Genomic DNA, 19,008 nt, shown 5'->3' on the forward strand with positions numbered 1-19,008 from the left:
CTTACAGCGCCGATGGTACTGCAGGGGGGACCCTGTGGGAGAGTAGGACGCCGCCGAACAATTCTTGACAGGGCTGGACCCGTAACTTCGGTTACGGGTCCAGCCCTTTTTTGTTCTCCGTCACTTGAAGTTCACGTTGCGCGATCAGCATCCACAGTATGGGTACTGCTGCAATGCTCAGGGCCGCCGGTGTCGGACTCGGTGACGAGGTCGTCGTGCCGGCCTTCGGGAACGTCGAGGTCGCCGAGGCCGTGGCCAAGGCCGGGGCGATGCCGGTGTTCGCCGACATAGATCCGGTCACCTACTGCCTGGACGCCTCCTCTGTGGAAGCGGCGATGACTCCGCGGACCGCGGCGGTGGTGGTCGTACACCGCTTCGGGCGGCTCGCCGACCTCGCGCGGCTGCACGCACTGGGAGCGCGGCACGGGCTGCTCGTGCTGGAGCAGGGTGAGTCCGAGGCGCCGTACGACGAGATAGCCCAGCGCAGGGAGCGGGCGGCTTATCTCCGTACGAAGTTGAGGGGTGTGCGGACGCCGGACGACGGTGACGGGCACACCTATCAGCAGTACGTCGTGCGGGTTCCGGGCAACGGGCGACCGGATCGGGACGCTTTCGCGCGGGCTCTGCGGGCCAAGGGAGTCGAGTGCCGGGTGCCGGTGAAGACTCCGGTGCATCGGCTGCCCGAATTCCGGCGGTGTGTTTCCCTCCCGGAGACGGAGCGGGCTTCCGACGAGACGCTCGCACTGCCTGTGGACGCCACTCTGACCAAGCGGGACATGCAGCGGATCGTGTCCGCCTGTAATGCCCTTGGAGGGCTTCTTCAGCCCGCCTTCTGACGTGGTTGGGAGCACGGGTCTGTTCGGGGTATGATCTATTCCGTTGCCGCGCGGGACACCCCGCAAGCGACAGGCCCCTATAGCTCAGTCGGTAGAGCGTCTCCATGGTAAGGAGAAGGTCAACGGTTCGATTCCGTTTGGGGGCTCCAGCAGAAAAGGCCCCACCTTCACGGGTGGGGCCTTTTTCATGTCCTAGTCCTTGTGGAGGCCCGGGACGCGCATCGCCAGGATCGCCATGTCGTCGGACGGGGCGTCCGACGCGAAGCGTTCCACCGCGCGCATGATGCGGGCCGCGACCGCGCCGGCCGTGAGGCCCGTGCAGGTCGTGAGGACGTCGGCGAGACCGTCGTCGCCCAGCATGCGGGCGCCTTCGCGGCGTTCGGTGACGCCGTCTGTCACGCACAGGAGGACGTCGCCCGGGTCGAGGGTGACCGTCTGCTCGTAGAGCTCCAGCTCGTCGATGACGCCGAGGAGCGGCTGGGGTTCGGCCGCCGGTTCCACCGAGCCGTCCTGGCGCAGGCGCAGGGGGAGCGGGTGGCCGGCGCAGACGACCTTGAGTTCGGCGCTGCCGTCCTCCTGGGGGCGCATCTCGCCGTAGAGGAGGGTGAGGAAGCGGCTGCGGGCACCTTCGTCGAGGATGGCGGAGTTGAGGCGCTCCAGGACCGCCGGGCCGCTGAGGCCCTCGCGGGCCAGGAGGCGCAGGGCGTGGCGGGCCAGGCCCGTGACCGCCGCCGCGTTCGGGCCCGTACCGCAGACGTCGCCGATGGCGAAGCCGTAGGCGCCGTCGCGGATGGGGAAGACGTCGTAGAAGTCGCCGCCGACCTCGTTGCCCTCGCCGGCGGCGCGGTAGATGACCTCGACCTCGACTCCCTCGATCGTGGGGAGTTCCGGCGGGAGGAGGCTGCGCTGGAGGGACTGGCTGATGGCCGTGCGTTCGGAGTAGAGGCGGGCGTTGTCCAGGGCCAGGGCGGCTCGGCGGGACAGGTCCTCGGCGAGTTCCAGGATCTCCTGGCGGAAGTGTTCGTCGGTCGGCTTGCCGAGGGTCAGCATGCCGATGACGCGGTTGCGGGCGACCAGGGGGAGGACGACCGTCTCGCCGCCCACCGCGGATGCCGTGGCGAGGCTCGGGCCGATGCCGGGGGTGACCTGGCGGGTCGGGCCGCCGCTGAGGCCGAGGCTGCGCATGGAGCTGCGCAGGGCCGCCTGGTGGGCCACCTCGGCGGGGGCCGTCCAGACGCGGGCGCCGGGGGTGGGGACCGGGTCGGGCGGGGGGACCTTCGACAGCAGGGACTTGATGCCGTCGATGAGTTCCTCGTCCTCGTGCAGGACGTACGAGAGGTAGGGCTCGGAGGCCTGGTGGGCGATGGTGTAGACGGCGCACCAGGTGGCGAGGGTGGGGACCGTCATCTGGGCCATCAGGGCCAGGGTCTGGTCGCGGTCCAGGGTGCCGGCGAGCAGGTCGGAGGCCTCGACGAGGAAGTTCAGGGAGCCGCGGCGCAGGCGTTCCAGTTCGCCGAGGCGGGCCGATTCGACGGCGAGTGCGATGCGGTCGGCGGCGAACTGGAGGCGCAGGGCTTCCTCGTTGGAGTATCTGCCGGGGGCCTCGGCGGCGACGCCGAGGGAGCCGGTGAGGCGGCCCTCGACCTTCAGCGGGACCGTGACGACCGAGCGCATGCCCGTGCCGTTCAGCAGCGGCACGGCGCCGGGTACCGCCGTCAGGTCGTCGTGGACGGCCGGCATGCGGGCGGAGCCGTAGCGGCCGGAGCCTGCCTCGACGGGGACGCGGGCGAAGCGCTGGCGGGCGGAGGGCAGGCCTGTGGAAGCGCGGACCTCCAGTTCCGTCTCGTCGTCGGTGGCCAGCAGGAGGAACGCGGAGTCGCCGTCGAGCATGTCGCGGGCGCGCTCGACCGTGCGCTGGAGGAGGCCGTCGAGGTCGTCCGGGGCGGGGTAGCCGATGAACACCTCGAAGGGGTCGGTGCTCTGGCCCTCGGAGGTGGTGGAGGTGTCGGAAGCGGGGACGCGCAGGGGCGTCTGGAGAACGGCCCGTTCGTGGTCGCGTACCAGGAGGCACACGGTTGACGGTTCGCCGCCGGTGTCGCGGACGCGCAGGTGGGAGGCGTAGACGGGGGTCACGCGGCCGTCGGCGGCGCGGATGCCGTAACTGCCTTCCCAGCGGGAGAGCTGGAGTGCCTCCGCGATGCCGGTGCTGGTGCCCGGGGTGTGCGGCCAGGCCGCGAGGTCGGTCAGGGGCTTGCCGGTGACCTGCTCGGCCGGGTAGCCGAAGAGGTCCTCGGCGTCCTCGTTCCAGGCGGTGATGTGGCCGGTGCGGTCGATCTGGACGACGGCCACGCGGACCCGGCCGTCGGCGAGCGGGAGGAGGTCGGCGGGGAGGGCCGGGCCGGCCGCGCGGGTACCCACCGCCCGGGCCGGGAGGTCGAGTTGGAACCAGACGGTCTTGTGGGTGGGGGTGTACTCGACACCCCAGCGGCCGGCGAGGGCCGCGCACAGTTGGAGGCCGCGTCCGCCCTCGCGGTCGGGGCTGCCCATGTTGACGGCCGAGGCCTGGAGCGGGATCTCGCGCTCGGGGTAGCGGTCGGCCACCTCGATGCGCACGCCGTCGTCGCTGCGCAGGCAGAGCAGGTCGGCGGAGGTGCCGGCGTGGACCACGGCGTTGGTCACCAGTTCGCTGGTGAGAACGACGGCGTCGTCGACGATGTCGGCGAAGCCCCAGCCCTGGAGGGTGTCGCGGACGAAGGAGCGGGCGCTCGCGACAGATCGCCCGACGGGCTCGAAACTGGCGGCCGCTCGCGCGGTGATCACAGAACTCCTCGACCGGTTCTCGACGTGCTGGGCTGCGTGGCCGACCGGCTCGCGCCGCTGTTGCGGCAGGCCGCCCGTCGGCCGGGGGTCCGGGGGCTGTCCCCCCGGGATCAGTCCGGTGGTCATGTGTGCGGCCGCCCCTCCGATGCCCGCTCGTCTTCGTGCCACCGCCCAGGCCGGACGGACCGGCGCGGCTGGACAGCCGGATGCAAGGTTACTTACCTTCGCGGTCCATGCGGATGCCGGTCTGCAGTGTTTCCGTCCGGAGGGTGTGCGGACGATGTGCGAAGCTGCCGAACTGTTATGGCCTGGTTCGGTCGGGGTGAAACACTGGGCAAGCTTCTTGTGAATGTCCGGGCAGGCTGAGTGTCTTCTGCGTACGGGGGGCAGCAGCCCCCTGGGAACGGCCTGGTATGCAGGGCGGAGAATACGCAGTAGTAACCGGTACGCCAAGCGTGGTACCTCAGCACAGCAGTGACGGTCGACCCCTGCGGGAGGGACACAGTGGAGTCTGGCGCAGCGACGCGTGGCAAGAAGACGCGCGCGAAAGGCGGACAGTCCCCAAGTAGTCAGGGCAGAGTGCGCAGCGGCACGACTGAAGTGGACACGGCAGCCCTGAACCGGCTGATGGTTGCCCTGGTGGCGATGCGGGACGGCAACTTCCGCAAGCGGCTCACGGTGTCCGGGGACGGCGTGATGGCCGAGATCGCGGCGGTTTTCAACGAGGTGGCCGACCGCAATCTGCATCTGACGGGTGAGCTCTCGCGCGTGCGGCGGATGGTGGGCCGGGAGGGCAAGCTCACCGAGCGGTTGGAGACCGGGGCCTGCGAGGGCTCCTGGGCGACCGCGATCGACAACTCGAATGCCCTGGTGGACGACCTGGTGCGGCCGGTTTCCGAGGTCAGCCGGGTGCTGTCCGCGGTGGCCGAGGGTGATCTGTCGCCGCGTATGGAGTTGCGGACGCAGGTGCCGGACGGGAACGGGCAGCCGCTGCGCGGTGAGTTCCTGAAGGTCGGGCGGACCGTCAACAATCTGGTCGACCAGCTGTCGACGTTCACCGACGAGGTCACGCGTGTGGCCAGTGAGGTGGGCACCGAGGGCAAGCTGGGCGGGCAGGCCCGTGTGCGCGGTATGTCGGGTTCGTGGCGGGATCTCACGGACTCCGTCAACACGATGGCGTACCGGCTCACCGCTCAGGTGCGGGATATCGCGCTGGTGACGACGGCGGTCGCCAAGGGTGATCTGTCCCGGAAGGTTACGGTTCAGGTGGCCGGCGAGATGCTGGAGCTGAAGAACACCGTCAACACGATGGTGGACCAGCTCTCGGCGTTCTCCTCCGAGGTGACCCGGGTGGCCCGTGAGGTGGGCACCGAGGGTGCGCTGGGCGGGCAGGCGCAGGTGCCCGGCGTCGACGGTGTGTGGAAGGAGCTCACCGACTCCGTCAACACCATGGCCGGGAACCTCACGGCCCAGGTGCGCGGGATCGCGGAGGTGACGACGGCGGTCGCCAACGGTGACCTGTCGCGGAAGGTGACCGTGCCGGCGCGGGGCGAGGTCGCTCAGCTCGCCGAGACGATCAACCAGATGACCGAGACGCTGCGGATCTTCGCGGACGAGGTCACGCGTGTGGCCAACGAGGTCGGGGCCGAGGGACGCCTCGGTGGCCAGGCGAACGTGCCGGGTGCGGCGGGGACGTGGAAGGACCTCACCGATTCGGTGAACACGGTCTTCCGGAATCTGACCACTCAGGTGAGGGACATCGCCGCCGTGACGACGGCGGTGGCCAATGGTGACCTCTCGCAGAAGGTCACGGTCGACGTGGCCGGCGAGATGCTGGAGCTGAAGAACACCGTCAACACGATGGTGGACCAGCTGTCCGCTTTCGGTGCCGAAGTGACCCGTGTGGCCCGTGAGATCGGCGTCGAGGGTGAGCTGGGCGGCCAGGCGCAGGTGCCGGGTGTGGCCGGGACATGGAAGGACCTGACGGACTCCGTCAACACGGCGTTCCGGAACCTCACCGGACAGGTGCGGAACATCGCCCAGGTGACGACGGCGGTGGCCAACGGTGACCTCTCGCAGAAGGTGACGGTCGACGTCTCCGGCGAGATGCTCAAGATGAAGAACACCGTGAACACGATGGTCGACCAGCTGTCGTCCTTCGCCGACCAGGTGACCCGGATGGCCCGGGACGTGGGCACGGAGGGCCGCCTCGGCGGCCAGGCCCGGGTGGACGGCGTGTCCGGCACGTGGAAGGAGCTCACCGACTCCGTCAACTCCATGGCCGGCAACCTCACCTCCCAGGTGCGCAACATCGCGCAGGTGACGACGGCCGTGGCCCGGGGCGACCTGTCCCAGAAGATCGACGTCGACGCGCGCGGGGAGATCCTCGAGCTGAAGAACACCATCAACACGATGGTCGACCAGCTCTCGGCCTTCGCCGACCAGGTGACCCGGGTCGCCCGTGAGGTGGGTACGGACGGCCGGCTGGGCGGTCAGGCGCAGGTGCCCGGGGTCGCCGGTGTGTGGCGTGACCTGACGGACTCCGTGAACGGCATGGCCGGCAACCTCACCGCGCAGGTGCGCAACATCGCCCAGGTGGCGACCGCCGTGGCCCGGGGTGACCTGTCCCAGAAGATCACCGTGGACGCGCGCGGGGAGATCCTGGAGCTGAAGAACACCCTGAACACGATGGTGGACCAGCTGTCGTCGTTCGCCCAGGAGGTCACGCGTGTGGCCCGTGAGGTGGGTACGGAGGGCATCCTGGGCGGCCAGGCCGAGGTGCAGGGCGTTTCCGGCACCTGGAAGGACCTCACCCAGTCCGTGAACGGCATGGCGAACAACCTGACCATTCAGGTCCGCAACATCGCCGAGGTCACGACGGCGGTCGCCCGGGGCGATCTGTCGAAGAAGATCACCGTCGACGCCAAGGGCGAGATCCTCGAGCTCGTCACGACCGTCAACACGATGGTCGACCAGCTGTCCTCCTTCGCCGAGCAGGTGACCCGGGTGGCCCGTGAGGTGGGCACCGAGGGCATCTTGGGCGGGCAGGCGCACGTGCCGGGTGTCACGGGCATCTGGAAGGACCTGAGCGACAACGTCAACCTGATGGCCAAGAACCTGACCACTCAGGTGCGGAACATCTCCCAGGTCTCCGCGGCGGTCGCCAACGGTGACCTGACGCGGCAGGTCACGATCGAGGCGCGCGGTGAGGTCGCGCAGCTCGCCGACACCATCAACACGATGGTGAAGACGCTGAGCTCCTTCGCCGAGCAGGTCACCAAGGTGGCCCGTGAGGTGGGCACGGACGGCATCCTGGGCGGGCAGGCGCACGTACCGGGGGTGGCCGGTACGTGGAAGGACCTCACCGAGTCCGTGAACCAGATGGCGTCCAACCTGACCGGTCAGGTGCGCAACATCGCCATGGTGACGACGGCCATCGCCAAGGGTGACCTGACGAAGAAGATCGACATCGACGCGCGCGGGGAGATCCTGGAGCTGAAGACGACCATCAACACGATGGTCGACCAGCTGTCGTCCTTCGCTGAGGAGGTCACCCGAGTCGCCCGCGAGGTGGGCACGGAAGGACAGCTCGGCGGGCAGGCACGCGTGCGTGACGTCGACGGCACCTGGCGGGACCTGACCGAGTCCGTGAACGAGATGGCCGGGAACCTGACCCGTCAGGTGCGTGCCATCGCGCGCGTGGCGACCGCCGTGACCCGCGGCGATCTGAACCTGAAGATCGACGTGGACGCGTCCGGCGAGATCCAGGAGCTCCAGGACTACATCAACAAGATGATCGCCAACCTGCGCGACACCACGATCGCCAACAAGGAGCAGGACTGGCTCAAGGGCAACCTGGCCCGGATCTCCGCGCTGATGCAGGGCCGCCGCGACCTGGAGGATGTGGCCTCGCTGATCATGAGCGAGCTGACCCCGGTGGTCTCCGCGCAGCACGGCGCCTTCTTCCTCACGATGCCGCTCGTCGACGGCGAGGACATGAACGCCGCGGACGACGACCACTACGAGCTGCGCATGCTGGGCTCGTACGGCTACTCGATGGGTTCCATGCCGACGTCGTTCCGGCCGGGTGAGGGTCTGATCGGGACGGCTGCCATGGAGAAGCGCACGATCCTCGTGGAGAACGCGCCCAGCGGTTACCTGAAGATCTCCTCCGGGCTCGGCGAGGCACCGCCCGCGCAGGTGATCGTGCTGCCGGTGCTGTTCGAGGGGAAGGTGCTCGGCGTCATCGAGCTGGCGTCGTTCACGCCGTTCACGCAGATCCAGAAGGACTTCCTCAACCAGATCGCGGAGATGATCGCGACGAGCGTCAACACCATCTCCGTCAACACCAAGACCGAGCTGCTGCTGGCGCAGTCGCAGAAGCTGACCGAGCAACTGCGTGAGCGTTCCGCGGAGTTGGAACAGCGGCAGAAGGCCCTCCAGGCGTCCAACGCCGAACTGGAGGAGAAGGCCGAGCTGCTGGCCCAGCAGAACCGCGACATCGAGGTGAAGAACACCGAGATCGAGGAGGCGCGGCAGGTCCTGGAAGAGCGCGCCGAGCAGCTCGCCGTGTCGATGCGCTACAAGAGTGAGTTCCTGGCGAACATGTCGCACGAGCTGCGTACGCCGCTCAACTCGCTGCTGATCCTGGCCAAGCTGCTCGCCGACAACGCCGAGGGGAACCTCTCCCCGAAGCAGGTCGAGTTCGCCGAGACGATCCACGGGGCCGGTTCCGACCTGCTCCAGCTCATCAACGACATCCTCGACCTGTCGAAGGTCGAGGCGGGCAAGATGGACGTCTCCCCGACGCGGATCGCGCTCGTCCAGCTCGTGGACTACGTGGAGGCCACCTTCCGCCCGCTGACCGCGGAGAAGGGCCTGGACCTGTCCGTACGGGTGTCGCCGGAGCTGCCCGCGACGCTGCACACCGACGAGCAGCGGCTGCTCCAGGTGCTGCGCAACCTGCTGTCCAACGCGGTCAAGTTCACCGACTCCGGGTCGGTGGAGCTGGTCATCAGGCCGGCGCGGGACGACGTGCCGCAGAGGATCCGGGAGCAGTTGCTGGAGGCCGGGTCGCTGACCGACCCGGACGCCGAGCTGATCGCGTTCTCCGTGACCGACACCGGGATCGGCATCGCGTCCAGCAAGATGCGGGTGATCTTCGAGGCGTTCAAGCAGGCCGACGGCACGACCAGCCGCAAGTACGGCGGTACGGGTCTCGGGCTGTCCATCTCGCGGGAGATCGCCCAGCTGCTCGGCGGTGAGATCCACGCGCAGAGCGAGCCGGGCCGGGGCTCGACGTTCACGCTGTACCTGCCGCTGCACCCCAGCGAACTGCCGCCGCAGGGCTATCAGCAGCAGCTGCCGGCCCTGGAGCCCGGTGACCTGATGGCGTCGACGTCGGACCTGTCCGAGCTGTCCGAGGTCGAGGTCGAGACGCCGGCCGAGGTGAAGTCGTACAACGAGACGCAGAACGGGCCGGCCGCCCTGTTCCGGCGGCGCCGCAGGATGCCGGAGCTGGCGCCGCGCCCGGCGCAGCCGGAGCAGTGGACGCCCGCGGAGCGGGAGGCGGCGCCGAAGCCGCGGCGGGGCATCCGCTTCGGCGGCCAGAAGGTCCTGATCGTCGACGACGACATCCGCAACGTCTTCGCACTGACCAGCGTCCTGGAGCAGCACGGCCTGTCCGTGCTGTACGCGGAGAACGGCCGTGAGGGCATCGAGGTCCTGGAGCAGCACGACGACGTGGCGGTCGTTCTGATGGACATCATGATGCCCGAGATGGACGGGTACGCGACGACCACGGCGATCCGCAGGATGCCGCAGTTCGCCGGGCTGCCGATCATCGCGCTGACCGCGAAGGCGATGAAGGGCGACCGGGAGAAGGCGATCGAGTCGGGCGCCTCCGACTACGTCACGAAGCCGGTCGATCCCGATCACCTGCTGACGGTGATGGATCAGTGGATGCGAGGGGAGTGAGGGGATCGTTGGACCGTTACGCAACGTTGGCGGGAAGGTTCGGTGTTCACGCGGAGTTGCGGACTCGGTGTGTGCATAGTCGTGTAGAAGTGCGAGATCTGGGGAACCTTCTGGTCTCCTGCTGCGTTTCTGCTACGTGCACAGTGACATCGCGGTGACAGGGTGTGGCGACAGGCGGGGTGCGGCTACGATGACCGGCACAAGGACGGGCGGCGCAAGGGAGTCGTCCCCTGGGGCGGCACCCACCGGTGCATCCCCAGGTCCTGCGGACAGGGGAGGCCCCACGCCGGGGCGAGGAGGGCGGGCCATGGTGCAGAAGGCCAAGATCCTCCTGGTCGATGACCGGCCGGAGAATCTGCTTGCGCTGGAGGCGATCCTCTCTGCGCTCGATCAGACGCTGGTGCGGGCATCGTCCGGGGAGGAAGCGCTCAAAGCGCTGCTCACGGACGACTTCGCGGTCATTCTGCTGGATGTCCAGATGCCGGGCATGGACGGCTTCGAAACAGCCGCGCACATCAAGCGGCGGGAGCGGACCCGGGACATCCCGATCATCTTCCTCACCGCGATCAACCACGGGCCGCACCACACCTTCCGGGGTTATGCGGCGGGCGCGGTCGACTACATCTCCAAGCCGTTCGACCCGTGGGTGCTGCGCGCGAAGGTCTCCGTCTTCGTCGAGCTGTACATGAAGAACTGCCAGCTGCGTGAGCAGGCCTCGCTGCTGCGGCTCCAGTTGGAGGGCAACGGCAAGGACGCGGACGGTGAGGCCAAGGAGTCGGCGGGGCTGCTCGCCGAGCTCTCGGCGCGGCTCGCGGCCGTCGAGGAGCAGGCCGAGGCGCTGACCAAGCAGCTCAACGACGACTCGACGGACGCGGCCGCGGTGGCCACGGCGGCTCATCTGGAGCGCAAGCTCACGGGTTTGCGGCGGGCGCTGGACGCGCTGGAGCCGGGAACCGGGAGTACGTCGTCGGTGTCCTCGCAGAACTGACCCCCGGGCAGGCGTCGTTGCCCGACCATGAGCGCGCGTCAGTTCTGTGCCTCTCCCGGAGCGACACGAACGGGTGAAGCCGTAGGCGCACGTGTCCCTTGTCGTCTCCACCGGTAACCTCACACCCATGGCCTCACGTCCCTCCGCAGCCAAGAAGACGCCCGCGAAGAAGGCGGCCGCTTCGGCGAAGGCTCCGGCGAAGAAGGCCGCTGCCAAAAAGGCTCCAGCGAAAAGGGTGCCCGCCAAGAAGGCCGCGGCCAAGAAGGCCGCGCCCAAACCGGCTCCGAGCCCGACCGGGGGCATCTACCGGCTCGTGCGCGCCCTGTGGCTCGGGGTCGCACATGCCGTCGGCGCCGTCTTCCGCGGCATAGGGCAGGGCGCCAAGAACCTCGACCCGGCTCACCGCAAGGACGGCGTCGCCCTGCTGCTGCTCGGTATCGCGCTGATCGTCGCCGCGGGCACCTGGGCCGACCTGAAGGGCCCCGTGGGCGACCTGGTCGAGATCCTGGTGACCGGCGCCTTCGGCCGGCTCGACCTGCTCGTGCCGATCCTGCTCGCCGTCATCGCCGTGCGGTTCATCCGCCACCCGGAGAAGCCCGAGGCCAACGGACGCATCGTCATCGGCCTGTCCGCGCTCGTCATCGGGGTGCTCGGCCAGGTCCACATCGCCTGCGGCTCACCAGCGCGCGCCGAGGGCATGCAGGCCATAAGGGACGCCGGCGGCCTCATCGGCTGGGCCATGGCGACCCCGCTGTCGTACGCCATGGGCGACATGCTCGCCGTGCCGCTGCTCGTGCTGCTGACGATCTTCGGGCTGCTGGTCGTCACGGCCACCCCGGTCAACGCCATCCCGCAGCGGCTGCGGCTGCTCGGGGTGCGGCTGGGGATCGTCCGCGACCCGGCCGACGAGTTCGGGGAGGACGACGAGCGCTACGACGAGCAGTGGCGTGAGGCGCTGCCCGCCCGGCCGCGCGGCAGGCGCACGCCGGCGCCCACGGCGTACGACCCCGACAGCGCCGAGCAGGAGGCGCTCTCACGGCGCCGCGGCCGTCCCCGGCGGTCGGCCGTGCCGCAGCCCGACATGGACCGGTCCAGGGACGCCGTGGACGTCGCCGCGGCGGCCGCCGCCGCGCTCGACGGCGCCGTGCTGCACGGGATGCCACCCTCGCCGATCGTCGCCGACCTCACCCAGGGCGTGACCGTCGGGGACCGCGAGGCGACCACACCGACGCCCGTCCCGGCCGCCCGGCCGCAGCAGGAGAAGCTCAAGCAGGACGAGCCCGAGCAGGAGAAGCCGAAGGCGGGCGTCCGCGACCTCACCAAGTCCCCGCCCGCCAAGCCCCGCGACCTGCCCCCGCGCGCGGAACAGCTCCAGCTGTCCGGCGACATCACGTACGCGCTGCCGTCCCTCGACCTCCTCACGCGCGGGGGCCCCGGCAAGGCCCGCAGCGCCGCCAACGACGCCATAGTCGCCGCGCTGACCAACGTCTTCACCGAGTTCAAGGTGGACGCCAGCGTCACCGGCTTCACGCGCGGGCCGACGGTCACGCGCTACGAGATCGAACTCGGCCCCGCCGTGAAGGTCGAGCGGATCACCGCGCTGGCCAAGAACATCGCCTACGCCGTCGCCAGCCCGGACGTGCGGATCATCAGCCCGATCCCCGGCAAGTCCGCGGTCGGCATCGAGATCCCGAACACCGACCGGGAGATGGTCAACCTCGGGGACGTACTGCGGCTCGCGGAGTCCGCGGAGGACGACGACCCGATGCTGGTCGCCTTCGGCAAGGACGTCGAGGGCGGCTACGTCATGCACTCGCTGGCGAAGATGCCGCACATGCTGGTCGCCGGCGCCACCGGCTCCGGAAAGTCGTCCTGCATCAACTGCCTGATCACCTCGATCATGATGCGGGCGACCCCCGAGGACGTCCGGATGATCCTCGTCGACCCCAAGCGGGTCGAGCTGACCGCCTACGAGGGCATCCCGCACCTGATCACCCCGATCATCACCAACCCCAAGCGGGCCGCCGAGGCGCTCCAGTGGGTCGTCCGCGAGATGGACCTGCGCTACGACGACCTGGCCGCCTACGGCTACCGGCACATCGACGACTTCAACCGGGCCGTGCGCGAGGGCAAGGTCAAGCCGCCCGAGGGCAGCGAGCGGGAGCTCCAGCCGTATCCGTACCTGCTGGTCATCGTCGACGAGCTCGCCGACCTGATGATGGTCGCGCCGCGGGACGTCGAGGACGCGATCGTGCGCATCACGCAGCTCGCGCGCGCGGCCGGCATCCACCTCGTGCTCGCCACACAGCGGCCGTCGGTCGACGTGGTCACCGGTCTGATCAAGGCGAACGTGCCGTCGCGGCTGGCCTTCGCCACGTCGTCGCTGGCCGACTCGCGGGTCATCCTCGACCAGCCCGGCGCCGAGAAGCTCATCGGCAAGGGCGACGGGCTGTTCCTGCCGATGGGTGCCAACAAGCCGACCCGTATGCAGGGCGCCTTCGTGACGGAGGAGGAGGTCGCGGTCGTCGTCCAGCACTGCAAGGACCAGATGGCGCCCGTCTTCCGGGACGACGTCACCGTCGGGACCAAGCAGAAGAAGGAGATCGACGAGGACATCGGCGACGACCTCGACCTGCTGTGCCAGGCGGCCGAACTGGTCGTCTCCACGCAGTTCGGGTCGACGTCCATGCTCCAGCGCAAGCTGCGCGTCGGCTTCGCCAAGGCCGGGCGGCTGATGGACCTGATGGAGTCCCGCAACATCGTCGGACCGAGCGAGGGTTCGAAGGCTCGTGACGTTCTTGTGAAGCCTGACGAGCTGGATGGCGTGATCGCGCTGATCCGGGGGGAGTCTGAAGGGTAGGGAAGCGGGACCCGCCGGTCGCCTCGCCGAGTCGTACTGCAATCGGGTGTCCGGATCGTGACTCACCCGTAAGGGATCATCGAGCAACCGTTTCCCGTCGGCGTACGTCAAGTTGAGGGAAGCGATGAACAGCCTTCCCGCCATCGGAATGTCGGGCCATTCCGATGGCGTACAAAGTGCCACCGCCCGGTTGCCCCACCCTTTTGTACCCCCCCTAGACTGAATCTCCAGCACAGGCGGCCACACGCTCGAAAGGCGCCCCCGTGTCCATCGGCAACTCCCCTGAAGACGAGCGTCCGTTCGAAGACGAGCGCGTCGAAGAAGACCGCGAGGAAGCCCGCCCCTCCATCGGCCGTGCCCTTCAGCAGGCGCGTATCGCCGCTGGGCTGACCGTCGACGACATCAGCAGCGCCACCCGGGTCCGCATGAACATCGTGCACGCCATCGAGGCGGACGACTTCACCGCCTGTGGTGGGGACGTCTACGCCCGAGGGCACATCAGGACCCTGGCCAAGGCTGTCCACCTCGATCCCGCCCCGCTGCTCGCCCAGTACGGCGACGAGCACGGCGGGCGCCCGGCGCCGACCCCGGCAGCTCCCCTGTTCGAGGCGGAACGTATCCGTCCGGAGCGGCGGGGGCCCAACTGGACCGCCGCCATGGTCGCCGCGATCGTCGCCGTGATCGGTTTCGTCGGGTTCACCATGTTCCAGGGCGGCGACGACAGCGCCAACGAGACGAACGTCGCCGAGGGCTCCACGCCCGGCGGCTCCGCCTCCCCGAGCACCAAGACCAAGAAGCCCACCGACCCCGAGCCCGAGCCGTCCGACAGTGCCATCGCGGCCGCGCCCCAGGACAAGGTGACGGTCCAGGTGGCCGCCGTCGACGGCCGCAGTTGGATCGCCGTCAAGGACCACAACGGCCGGATGGTCTTCGACGGCGTCCTCAAGCAGGGCGACACCAAGACCTTCCAGGACAGCTCGAAAGTCCACCTCGTGCTCGGGGACGCCGGCGCGATCGACCTCTTCGTCAACGGCAAGAAGATCAAGGACGACTTCCAGCCTGGTGCCGTGGAGCGGCTGACGTACACGAAGGGCGACCCCGAAGCCGGATAACCGGTCCGAGGGACGCAGCCATCACGGGGTTGGCCGGGAAACGGCCAACCCCGTCGACGTGGGGTGTCAGCGGGACGAAGTACTCTTGAGCCCATGCCTGAACGCCGTACCGTCGCACTCGTCACCCTTGGCTGCGCCCGTAACGAGGTGGACTCGGAGGAGCTCGCAGGCCGTTTGGAGGCGGACGGCTGGCAGCTCGTGGAGGACGCCGAGGACGCGGACGTCGCTGTCGTGAACACCTGTGGCTTCGTCGAGGCCGCCAAGAAGGACTCCGTCGACGCCCTCCTGGAGGCCAACGACCTCAAGGGACACGGCAGAACCCAGGCCGTCGTGGCGGTGGGCTGCATGGCCGAGCGGTACGGCAAGGAACTCGCCGAGGCCCTCCCCGAGGCCGACGGCGTGCTCGGGTTCGACGACTACACGGACATCTCGGACCGGCTCCAGACCATCCTCAACGGCGGCATCCACGCCTCGCACACCCCGCGCGACCGGCGCAGGCTGCTGCCGATCAGCCCGGCCGAGCGCCAGGAGTCGGCCACCGCGGTCGCCCTGCCCGGGCACGCCCCGGCGGACCTTCCGGAGGGCCTCGCTCCGGCCTCCGGCCCGCGTGCGCCCCTGCGCCGCCGTCTGGACGGCTCCCCGGTCGCCTCCGTGAAGCTCGCCTCCGGCTGCGACCGGCGCTGCTCCTTCTGCGCCATCCCGTCCTTCCGCGGCTCCTTCATCTCCCGCCGCCCGAGCGACGTGCTGAACGAGACGCGGTGGCTGGCCGAGCAGGGCGTGAAGGAGATCATGCTGGTCTCCGAGAACAACACCTCCTACGGCAAGGACCTCGGCGACATCCGCCTGCTGGAGTCGCTGCTGCCCGAGCTCGCCGGGGTGGACGGCATCGAGCGGGTCCGGGTGAGCTACCTCCAGCCCGCGGAGATGCGGCCGGGCCTGATCGACGTGCTGGCGTCGACCCCGAAGGTCGCGCCCTACTTCGACCTCTCCTTCCAGCACTCCGCGCCCGGCGTGCTGCGCGCGATGCGCCGCTTCGGCGACACCGACCGGTTCCTGGAGCTGCTCGACACGATCCGCAGCAAGGCACCCGAGGCCGGCGTGCGCTCCAACTTCATCGTCGGCTTCCCCGGCGAGAGCGAGGCCGACCTCGCCGAGCTGGAGCGGTTCCTGAACGGCGCGCGGCTGGACGCCATCGGCGTCTTCGGCTACTCCGACGAGGAGGGCACCGAGGCGGCGAACTACGAGAACAAGCTCGACGAGGACGTCGTCGCCGAGCGGCTGGCCCGTGTCTCGCGGCTGGCCGAGGAACTCGTCTCGCAGCGCGCCGAGGAGCGCGTCGGCCAGACGGTGCACGTGCTCGTCGAGTCCGTCGACGACGAGGAGGGCGTGTACGGCCGCGCGGCGCACCAGGCGCCCGAGACGGACGGCCAGGTGCTGCTCACGAGCGGCGCGGGTCTGAGCAGCGGCCGTATGGTCGAGGCGAAGGTGGTCGGTACGGAGGGCGTCGACCTGGTGGCCGAGCCGCTTCAGGGCTCGTTCGCGTCGCCGGCGTGTAGTGAGGAGGCGGGCAGATGACCGGTGCTCCGGCATCCGCGGCGGGAGGCCCCTCCGGCGCGAGGAGGGCTGCGGCGGGTCCGGCCTCGGGGACGGTTCCCGGGGCCGCGATGGACCGTGGGGCCGCGCGGTCGGCCGAGGGCGGAGCTCCCGGTGCGTCGCCCGGTGCGCGGCATGGTGCGGCGTCCGGTGCGGATGACAGTGGGGCCGCTGTCGGTGACGGCTCGGAGAGCGCCGCCGTCGACGCGCAGGACGACGGGAAGCCCGCGCGGGGCGGGAAGCTGGCGGCCGCGGCCGTCAACCAGGCCAGCGTCTGGAACGTGGCCAACCTCCTGACCATGCTCCGGCTGATCCTCGTACCGGCCTTCGTCGCGCTGATGCTCGCGGACGGCGGATACGACCCGGTGTGGCGGTCCCTCGCCTGGGCGGCCTTCGCCATCGCCATGATCACCGACCTCTTCGACGGGCATCTGGCGCGCACGTACAACCTGGTCACGGATTTCGGGAAGATCGCCGACCCCATCGCCGACAAGGCGATCATGGGGGCGGCGCTGATCTGTCTGTCCGTGCTCGGCGATCTGCCGTGGTGGGTGACCGGCGTCATCCTCGGCCGGGAACTCGGGATCACCCTGCTGCGTTTTGTGGTCATCCGGTACGGCGTCATCCCCGCCAGCCGCGGAGGGAAGCTCAAGACGCTCACCCAGGGCGTGGCCGTGGGCATGTACGTGCTGGCGCTGACGGGGTGGCTGGCCACCCTGAGGTTCTGGGTGATGGCCGCGGCGGTCGTTCTGACCGTGGTGACAGGACTCGACTATGTGAAACAGGCCATTGTGCTGCGCAGGCGGGGAATCGCCGAGCGCAAGGCCGCGTTGGAGGAGAAGGAAGCGTGAGTTCCACGGCCACCGACGTGGTGCGACTACTCACGGTGAAGGGCAGGACGCTTGCCGTCGCGGAGTCGCTGACCGGTGGCCTCGTTGCGGCGGAGATCACATCCGTCCCCGGGGCGTCCAAGGTCTTCCGGGGCTCGGTAACGGCCTACGCCACCGAACTGAAGCATGAACTGCTGGGTGTCGACGCCACCCTCCTGGCGGCGCGAGGAGCGGTGGATCCGCAGGTCGCGGCCCAGATGGCGGCCGGAGTGCGCAAGGCGCTCGGCACGGACTGGGGCATCGCGACCACCGGTGTCGCGGGTCCCGAGCCGCAGGACGGACAGGCCGTCGGGACGGTCTTCGTCGCCGTGGACGGGCCCCTGAGGGCAGATTCCGGTTCTGCCGGCGGCGGAAAAGTGGAGGCTCTGCGGTTGAACGGCGACCGCGAGGAAATTCGTAGAGAGAGTGTACGGAGCGTACTCGCACTGCTCCTGAAGGAGCTTGCGGGCGAACAGACTGGGAATGAGCGGGCACAGGATACGGAACGGAACGGGGGGTTTTGATGTTTGCAGCCCTGAGTGAACACGACATCGCTCCCCGCACGGCCGCGGCGCAAGGCGGTACGGTGGGGCGTAATGGATGCGGCTACGCGGTCCGAGGAGGGAGCCACCGATGATTCTGCTCCGTCGCCTGCTGGGTGACGTGCTGCGTCGGCAGCGCCAGCGCCAGGGCCGTACTCTGCGCGAAGTCTCCTCGTCCGCCCGAGTCTCACTCGGCTATCTCTCCGAGGTGGAGCGGGGGCAGAAGGAGGCTTCCTCCGAACTGCTCTCCGCCATCTGCGACGCGCTGGACGTACGGATGTCCGAGCTTATGCGGGAAGTGAGCGACGAACTCGCCCTTGCCGAGCTGGCCCAGTCCGCTGCGGCCACCCCCAGCGAACCTGTGCCCACGCCGGTTCGTCCGATGCTGGGCTCTGTTTCGGTGACCGGTGTGCCACCGGAGCGGGTGACCATCAAGGCGCCCGCCGAAGCGGTGGCCGCCACCGCCGCGTGACGCTTCGCGCGTGCGTGGCATGAACGAGCGGCGCTGACGGGCGCCGAGACTGGTGAGGCCCCGGCCGGGGTTCTCCGGGAGATCCGGAGGGGTGTCGGTCGGGGTTTTCGCTTGCCCGCAGACCGTCGGGCAGGGTCATGCCCGATTTGTTTGCGTTTGCCCGTGTGGCGTGTGACGGTCATCGTTGAGGGGATGGCGGGGGGCAGCCAACGGAGGTGCGGATGTACGTCGTGAAGAGCCCGCTGTCCGACGCGAGCCTGAAGACCGTGTCCGAGGCGTTGCAGGGCGCCCTCGTCGACCTGGTGGACCTCGCCCTCGTGGCGAAGCAGATCCACTGGAACGTGGTGGGGCCGCGCTTCCGTTCCGTGCATCTCCAGCTCGACGAGGTCGTCGACATCGCGCGGAAGTACTCCGACACCGTGGCGGAGCGCGCCGCGGCGCTCGGGATCCCGCCCGACGGGCGGGCCGCGACCGTGGCCGTCGGCAGCGGCATCGGCGTGACCCCCGAAGGGTGGGTCGACGACATGACCGCCGTGCGGACGCTCGTCGAGGCACTGGGCGCGGTGATCGCACGGATGCGGGGACGGGTCGAGGCGACCGGTGAGCCGGATCCGGTGAGCCAGGACATCTTCATCGGGATCACGGCGGACCTGGAGAAGCATCACTGGATGTTCCAGGCCGAGAACGGGTGACCGGAGCGGGCGCGGCAGCGGGCGAGGAGCCGACCGGAGGGCTCGCCGCTCTGCGTTTCGCGGCTCGCGGTCTCGCAGTTCGGCGCAGTGAGGTGCGCGGTGCGCCTGTGTGCCGTTGGTGCGCCCTGTCCGCCGGCCCGAGCGGCGAAATAGCGTCGGGCTGGAGGTGGCGGCCGTGGCGGGGATAAGGCGCTGGGGGGCCCGCGGAGCCGTGCTGGGGCTGGGGGTGCTGTGGTGGTGGGCGGTGC

11 protein-coding genes and 1 tRNA gene are annotated in these 19,008 nt (G+C 69.4%); 11 read left to right on the forward strand and 1 reads right to left on the reverse strand.

Annotated features, from left to right (window positions below; genetic code table 11):
* Positions 1-173: 173 nt before the first annotated feature.
* Positions 174-836: a DegT/DnrJ/EryC1/StrS family aminotransferase gene (locus tag AOQ53_RS17635; RefSeq protein WP_059418387.1), complete on the forward strand. Its 663-nt coding sequence runs from the start codon at positions 174-176 to the stop codon at positions 834-836.
* Positions 837-909: 73 nt separating this feature from the next.
* Positions 910-985 (forward strand) — tRNA-Thr (locus AOQ53_RS17640).
* 43 nt (positions 986-1,028) lie between these two features.
* Here the strand turns inward: AOQ53_RS17640 and AOQ53_RS17645 are convergent.
* On the reverse strand, positions 1,029-3,782 hold the full coding sequence (locus tag AOQ53_RS17645; protein ID WP_059418388.1) for a SpoIIE family protein phosphatase: 2,754 nt from the start codon (positions 3,780-3,782) through the stop codon (positions 1,029-1,031).
* A gap of 378 nt (positions 3,783-4,160) precedes the next feature.
* On the opposite strand from AOQ53_RS17645, the gene AOQ53_RS17650 reads away from it, so the two are divergent.
* The 9 genes from AOQ53_RS17650 to AOQ53_RS17690 all read left to right on the forward strand — a co-directional run bounded on the left by AOQ53_RS17650 (position 4,161) and on the right by AOQ53_RS17690 (position 18,760).
* Complete coding sequence (locus AOQ53_RS17650) at positions 4,161-9,632, forward strand: HAMP domain-containing protein (protein WP_078945362.1); 5,472 nt, start codon at positions 4,161-4,163, stop codon at positions 9,630-9,632.
* 307 nt (positions 9,633-9,939) lie between these two features.
* On the forward strand, positions 9,940-10,620 hold the full coding sequence (locus AOQ53_RS17655) for a response regulator (RefSeq protein ID WP_059418393.1): 681 nt from the start codon (positions 9,940-9,942) through the stop codon (positions 10,618-10,620).
* Positions 10,621-10,747: 127 nt separating this feature from the next.
* Positions 10,748-13,480, forward strand: coding sequence for an FtsK/SpoIIIE family DNA translocase (locus tag AOQ53_RS17660; protein WP_174523313.1), 2,733 nt, complete (start codon positions 10,748-10,750; stop codon positions 13,478-13,480).
* A gap of 263 nt (positions 13,481-13,743) precedes the next feature.
* On the forward strand, positions 13,744-14,592 hold the full coding sequence (locus tag AOQ53_RS17665) for a helix-turn-helix domain-containing protein (protein WP_059418396.1): 849 nt from the start codon (positions 13,744-13,746) through the stop codon (positions 14,590-14,592).
* A gap of 93 nt (positions 14,593-14,685) precedes the next feature.
* Positions 14,686-16,167, forward strand: a complete 1,482-nt coding sequence (rimO, locus tag AOQ53_RS17670) for a 30S ribosomal protein S12 methylthiotransferase RimO (RefSeq protein ID WP_078945363.1) — start codon at positions 14,686-14,688, stop codon at positions 16,165-16,167.
* Entirely contained in the window at positions 16,164-17,036 is an 873-nt protein-coding gene (gene pgsA, locus AOQ53_RS17675) for a CDP-diacylglycerol--glycerol-3-phosphate 3-phosphatidyltransferase (protein WP_059418399.1), read from the forward strand. Before rimO ends, pgsA begins: the two co-directional genes overlap by 4 nt.
* A complete protein-coding gene (locus tag AOQ53_RS17680; RefSeq protein WP_059418401.1) occupies positions 17,033-17,578 on the forward strand; it encodes a CinA family protein in 546 nt (181 codons plus the stop codon). Before pgsA ends, AOQ53_RS17680 begins: the two co-directional genes overlap by 4 nt.
* 109 nt (positions 17,579-17,687) lie before the next feature.
* Positions 17,688-18,068, forward strand: a complete 381-nt coding sequence (locus tag AOQ53_RS17685) for a helix-turn-helix domain-containing protein (protein WP_020276318.1) — start codon at positions 17,688-17,690, stop codon at positions 18,066-18,068.
* A gap of 221 nt (positions 18,069-18,289) precedes the next feature.
* Positions 18,290-18,760 carry a Dps family protein gene (locus AOQ53_RS17690; RefSeq protein WP_059418403.1) on the forward strand — a complete coding sequence of 157 codons (471 nt, stop codon included), beginning with the start codon at positions 18,290-18,292 and terminating at the stop codon, positions 18,758-18,760.
* Positions 18,761-19,008: the final 248 nt, after the last annotated feature.

The organism is Streptomyces azureus (assembly GCF_001270025.1).
Classification (GTDB): domain Bacteria; phylum Actinomycetota; class Actinomycetes; order Streptomycetales; family Streptomycetaceae; genus Streptomyces; species Streptomyces azureus.

What these genes read in the sequence shown, in the direction of transcription:
- AOQ53_RS17635 (WP_059418387.1), top strand. Translation starts at nt 174, where the DNA reads ATGCTCAGGGCCGCCGGTGTCGGACTCGGTGACGAGGTCGTCGTGCCG.
- AOQ53_RS17645 (WP_059418388.1), bottom strand. Translation starts at nt 3,782, where the DNA reads ATGACCACCGGACTGATCCCGGGGGGACAGCCCCCGGACCCCCGGCCG.
- AOQ53_RS17655 (WP_059418393.1), top strand. Translation starts at nt 9,940, where the DNA reads ATGGTGCAGAAGGCCAAGATCCTCCTGGTCGATGACCGGCCGGAGAAT.
- AOQ53_RS17660 (WP_174523313.1), top strand. Translation starts at nt 10,748, where the DNA reads ATGGCCTCACGTCCCTCCGCAGCCAAGAAGACGCCCGCGAAGAAGGCG.
- rimO (WP_078945363.1), top strand. Translation starts at nt 14,686, where the DNA reads ATGCCTGAACGCCGTACCGTCGCACTCGTCACCCTTGGCTGCGCCCGT.
- pgsA (WP_059418399.1), top strand. Translation starts at nt 16,164, where the DNA reads ATGACCGGTGCTCCGGCATCCGCGGCGGGAGGCCCCTCCGGCGCGAGG.
- AOQ53_RS17685 (WP_020276318.1), top strand. Translation starts at nt 17,688, where the DNA reads ATGATTCTGCTCCGTCGCCTGCTGGGTGACGTGCTGCGTCGGCAGCGC.
- AOQ53_RS17690 (WP_059418403.1), top strand. Translation starts at nt 18,290, where the DNA reads ATGTACGTCGTGAAGAGCCCGCTGTCCGACGCGAGCCTGAAGACCGTG.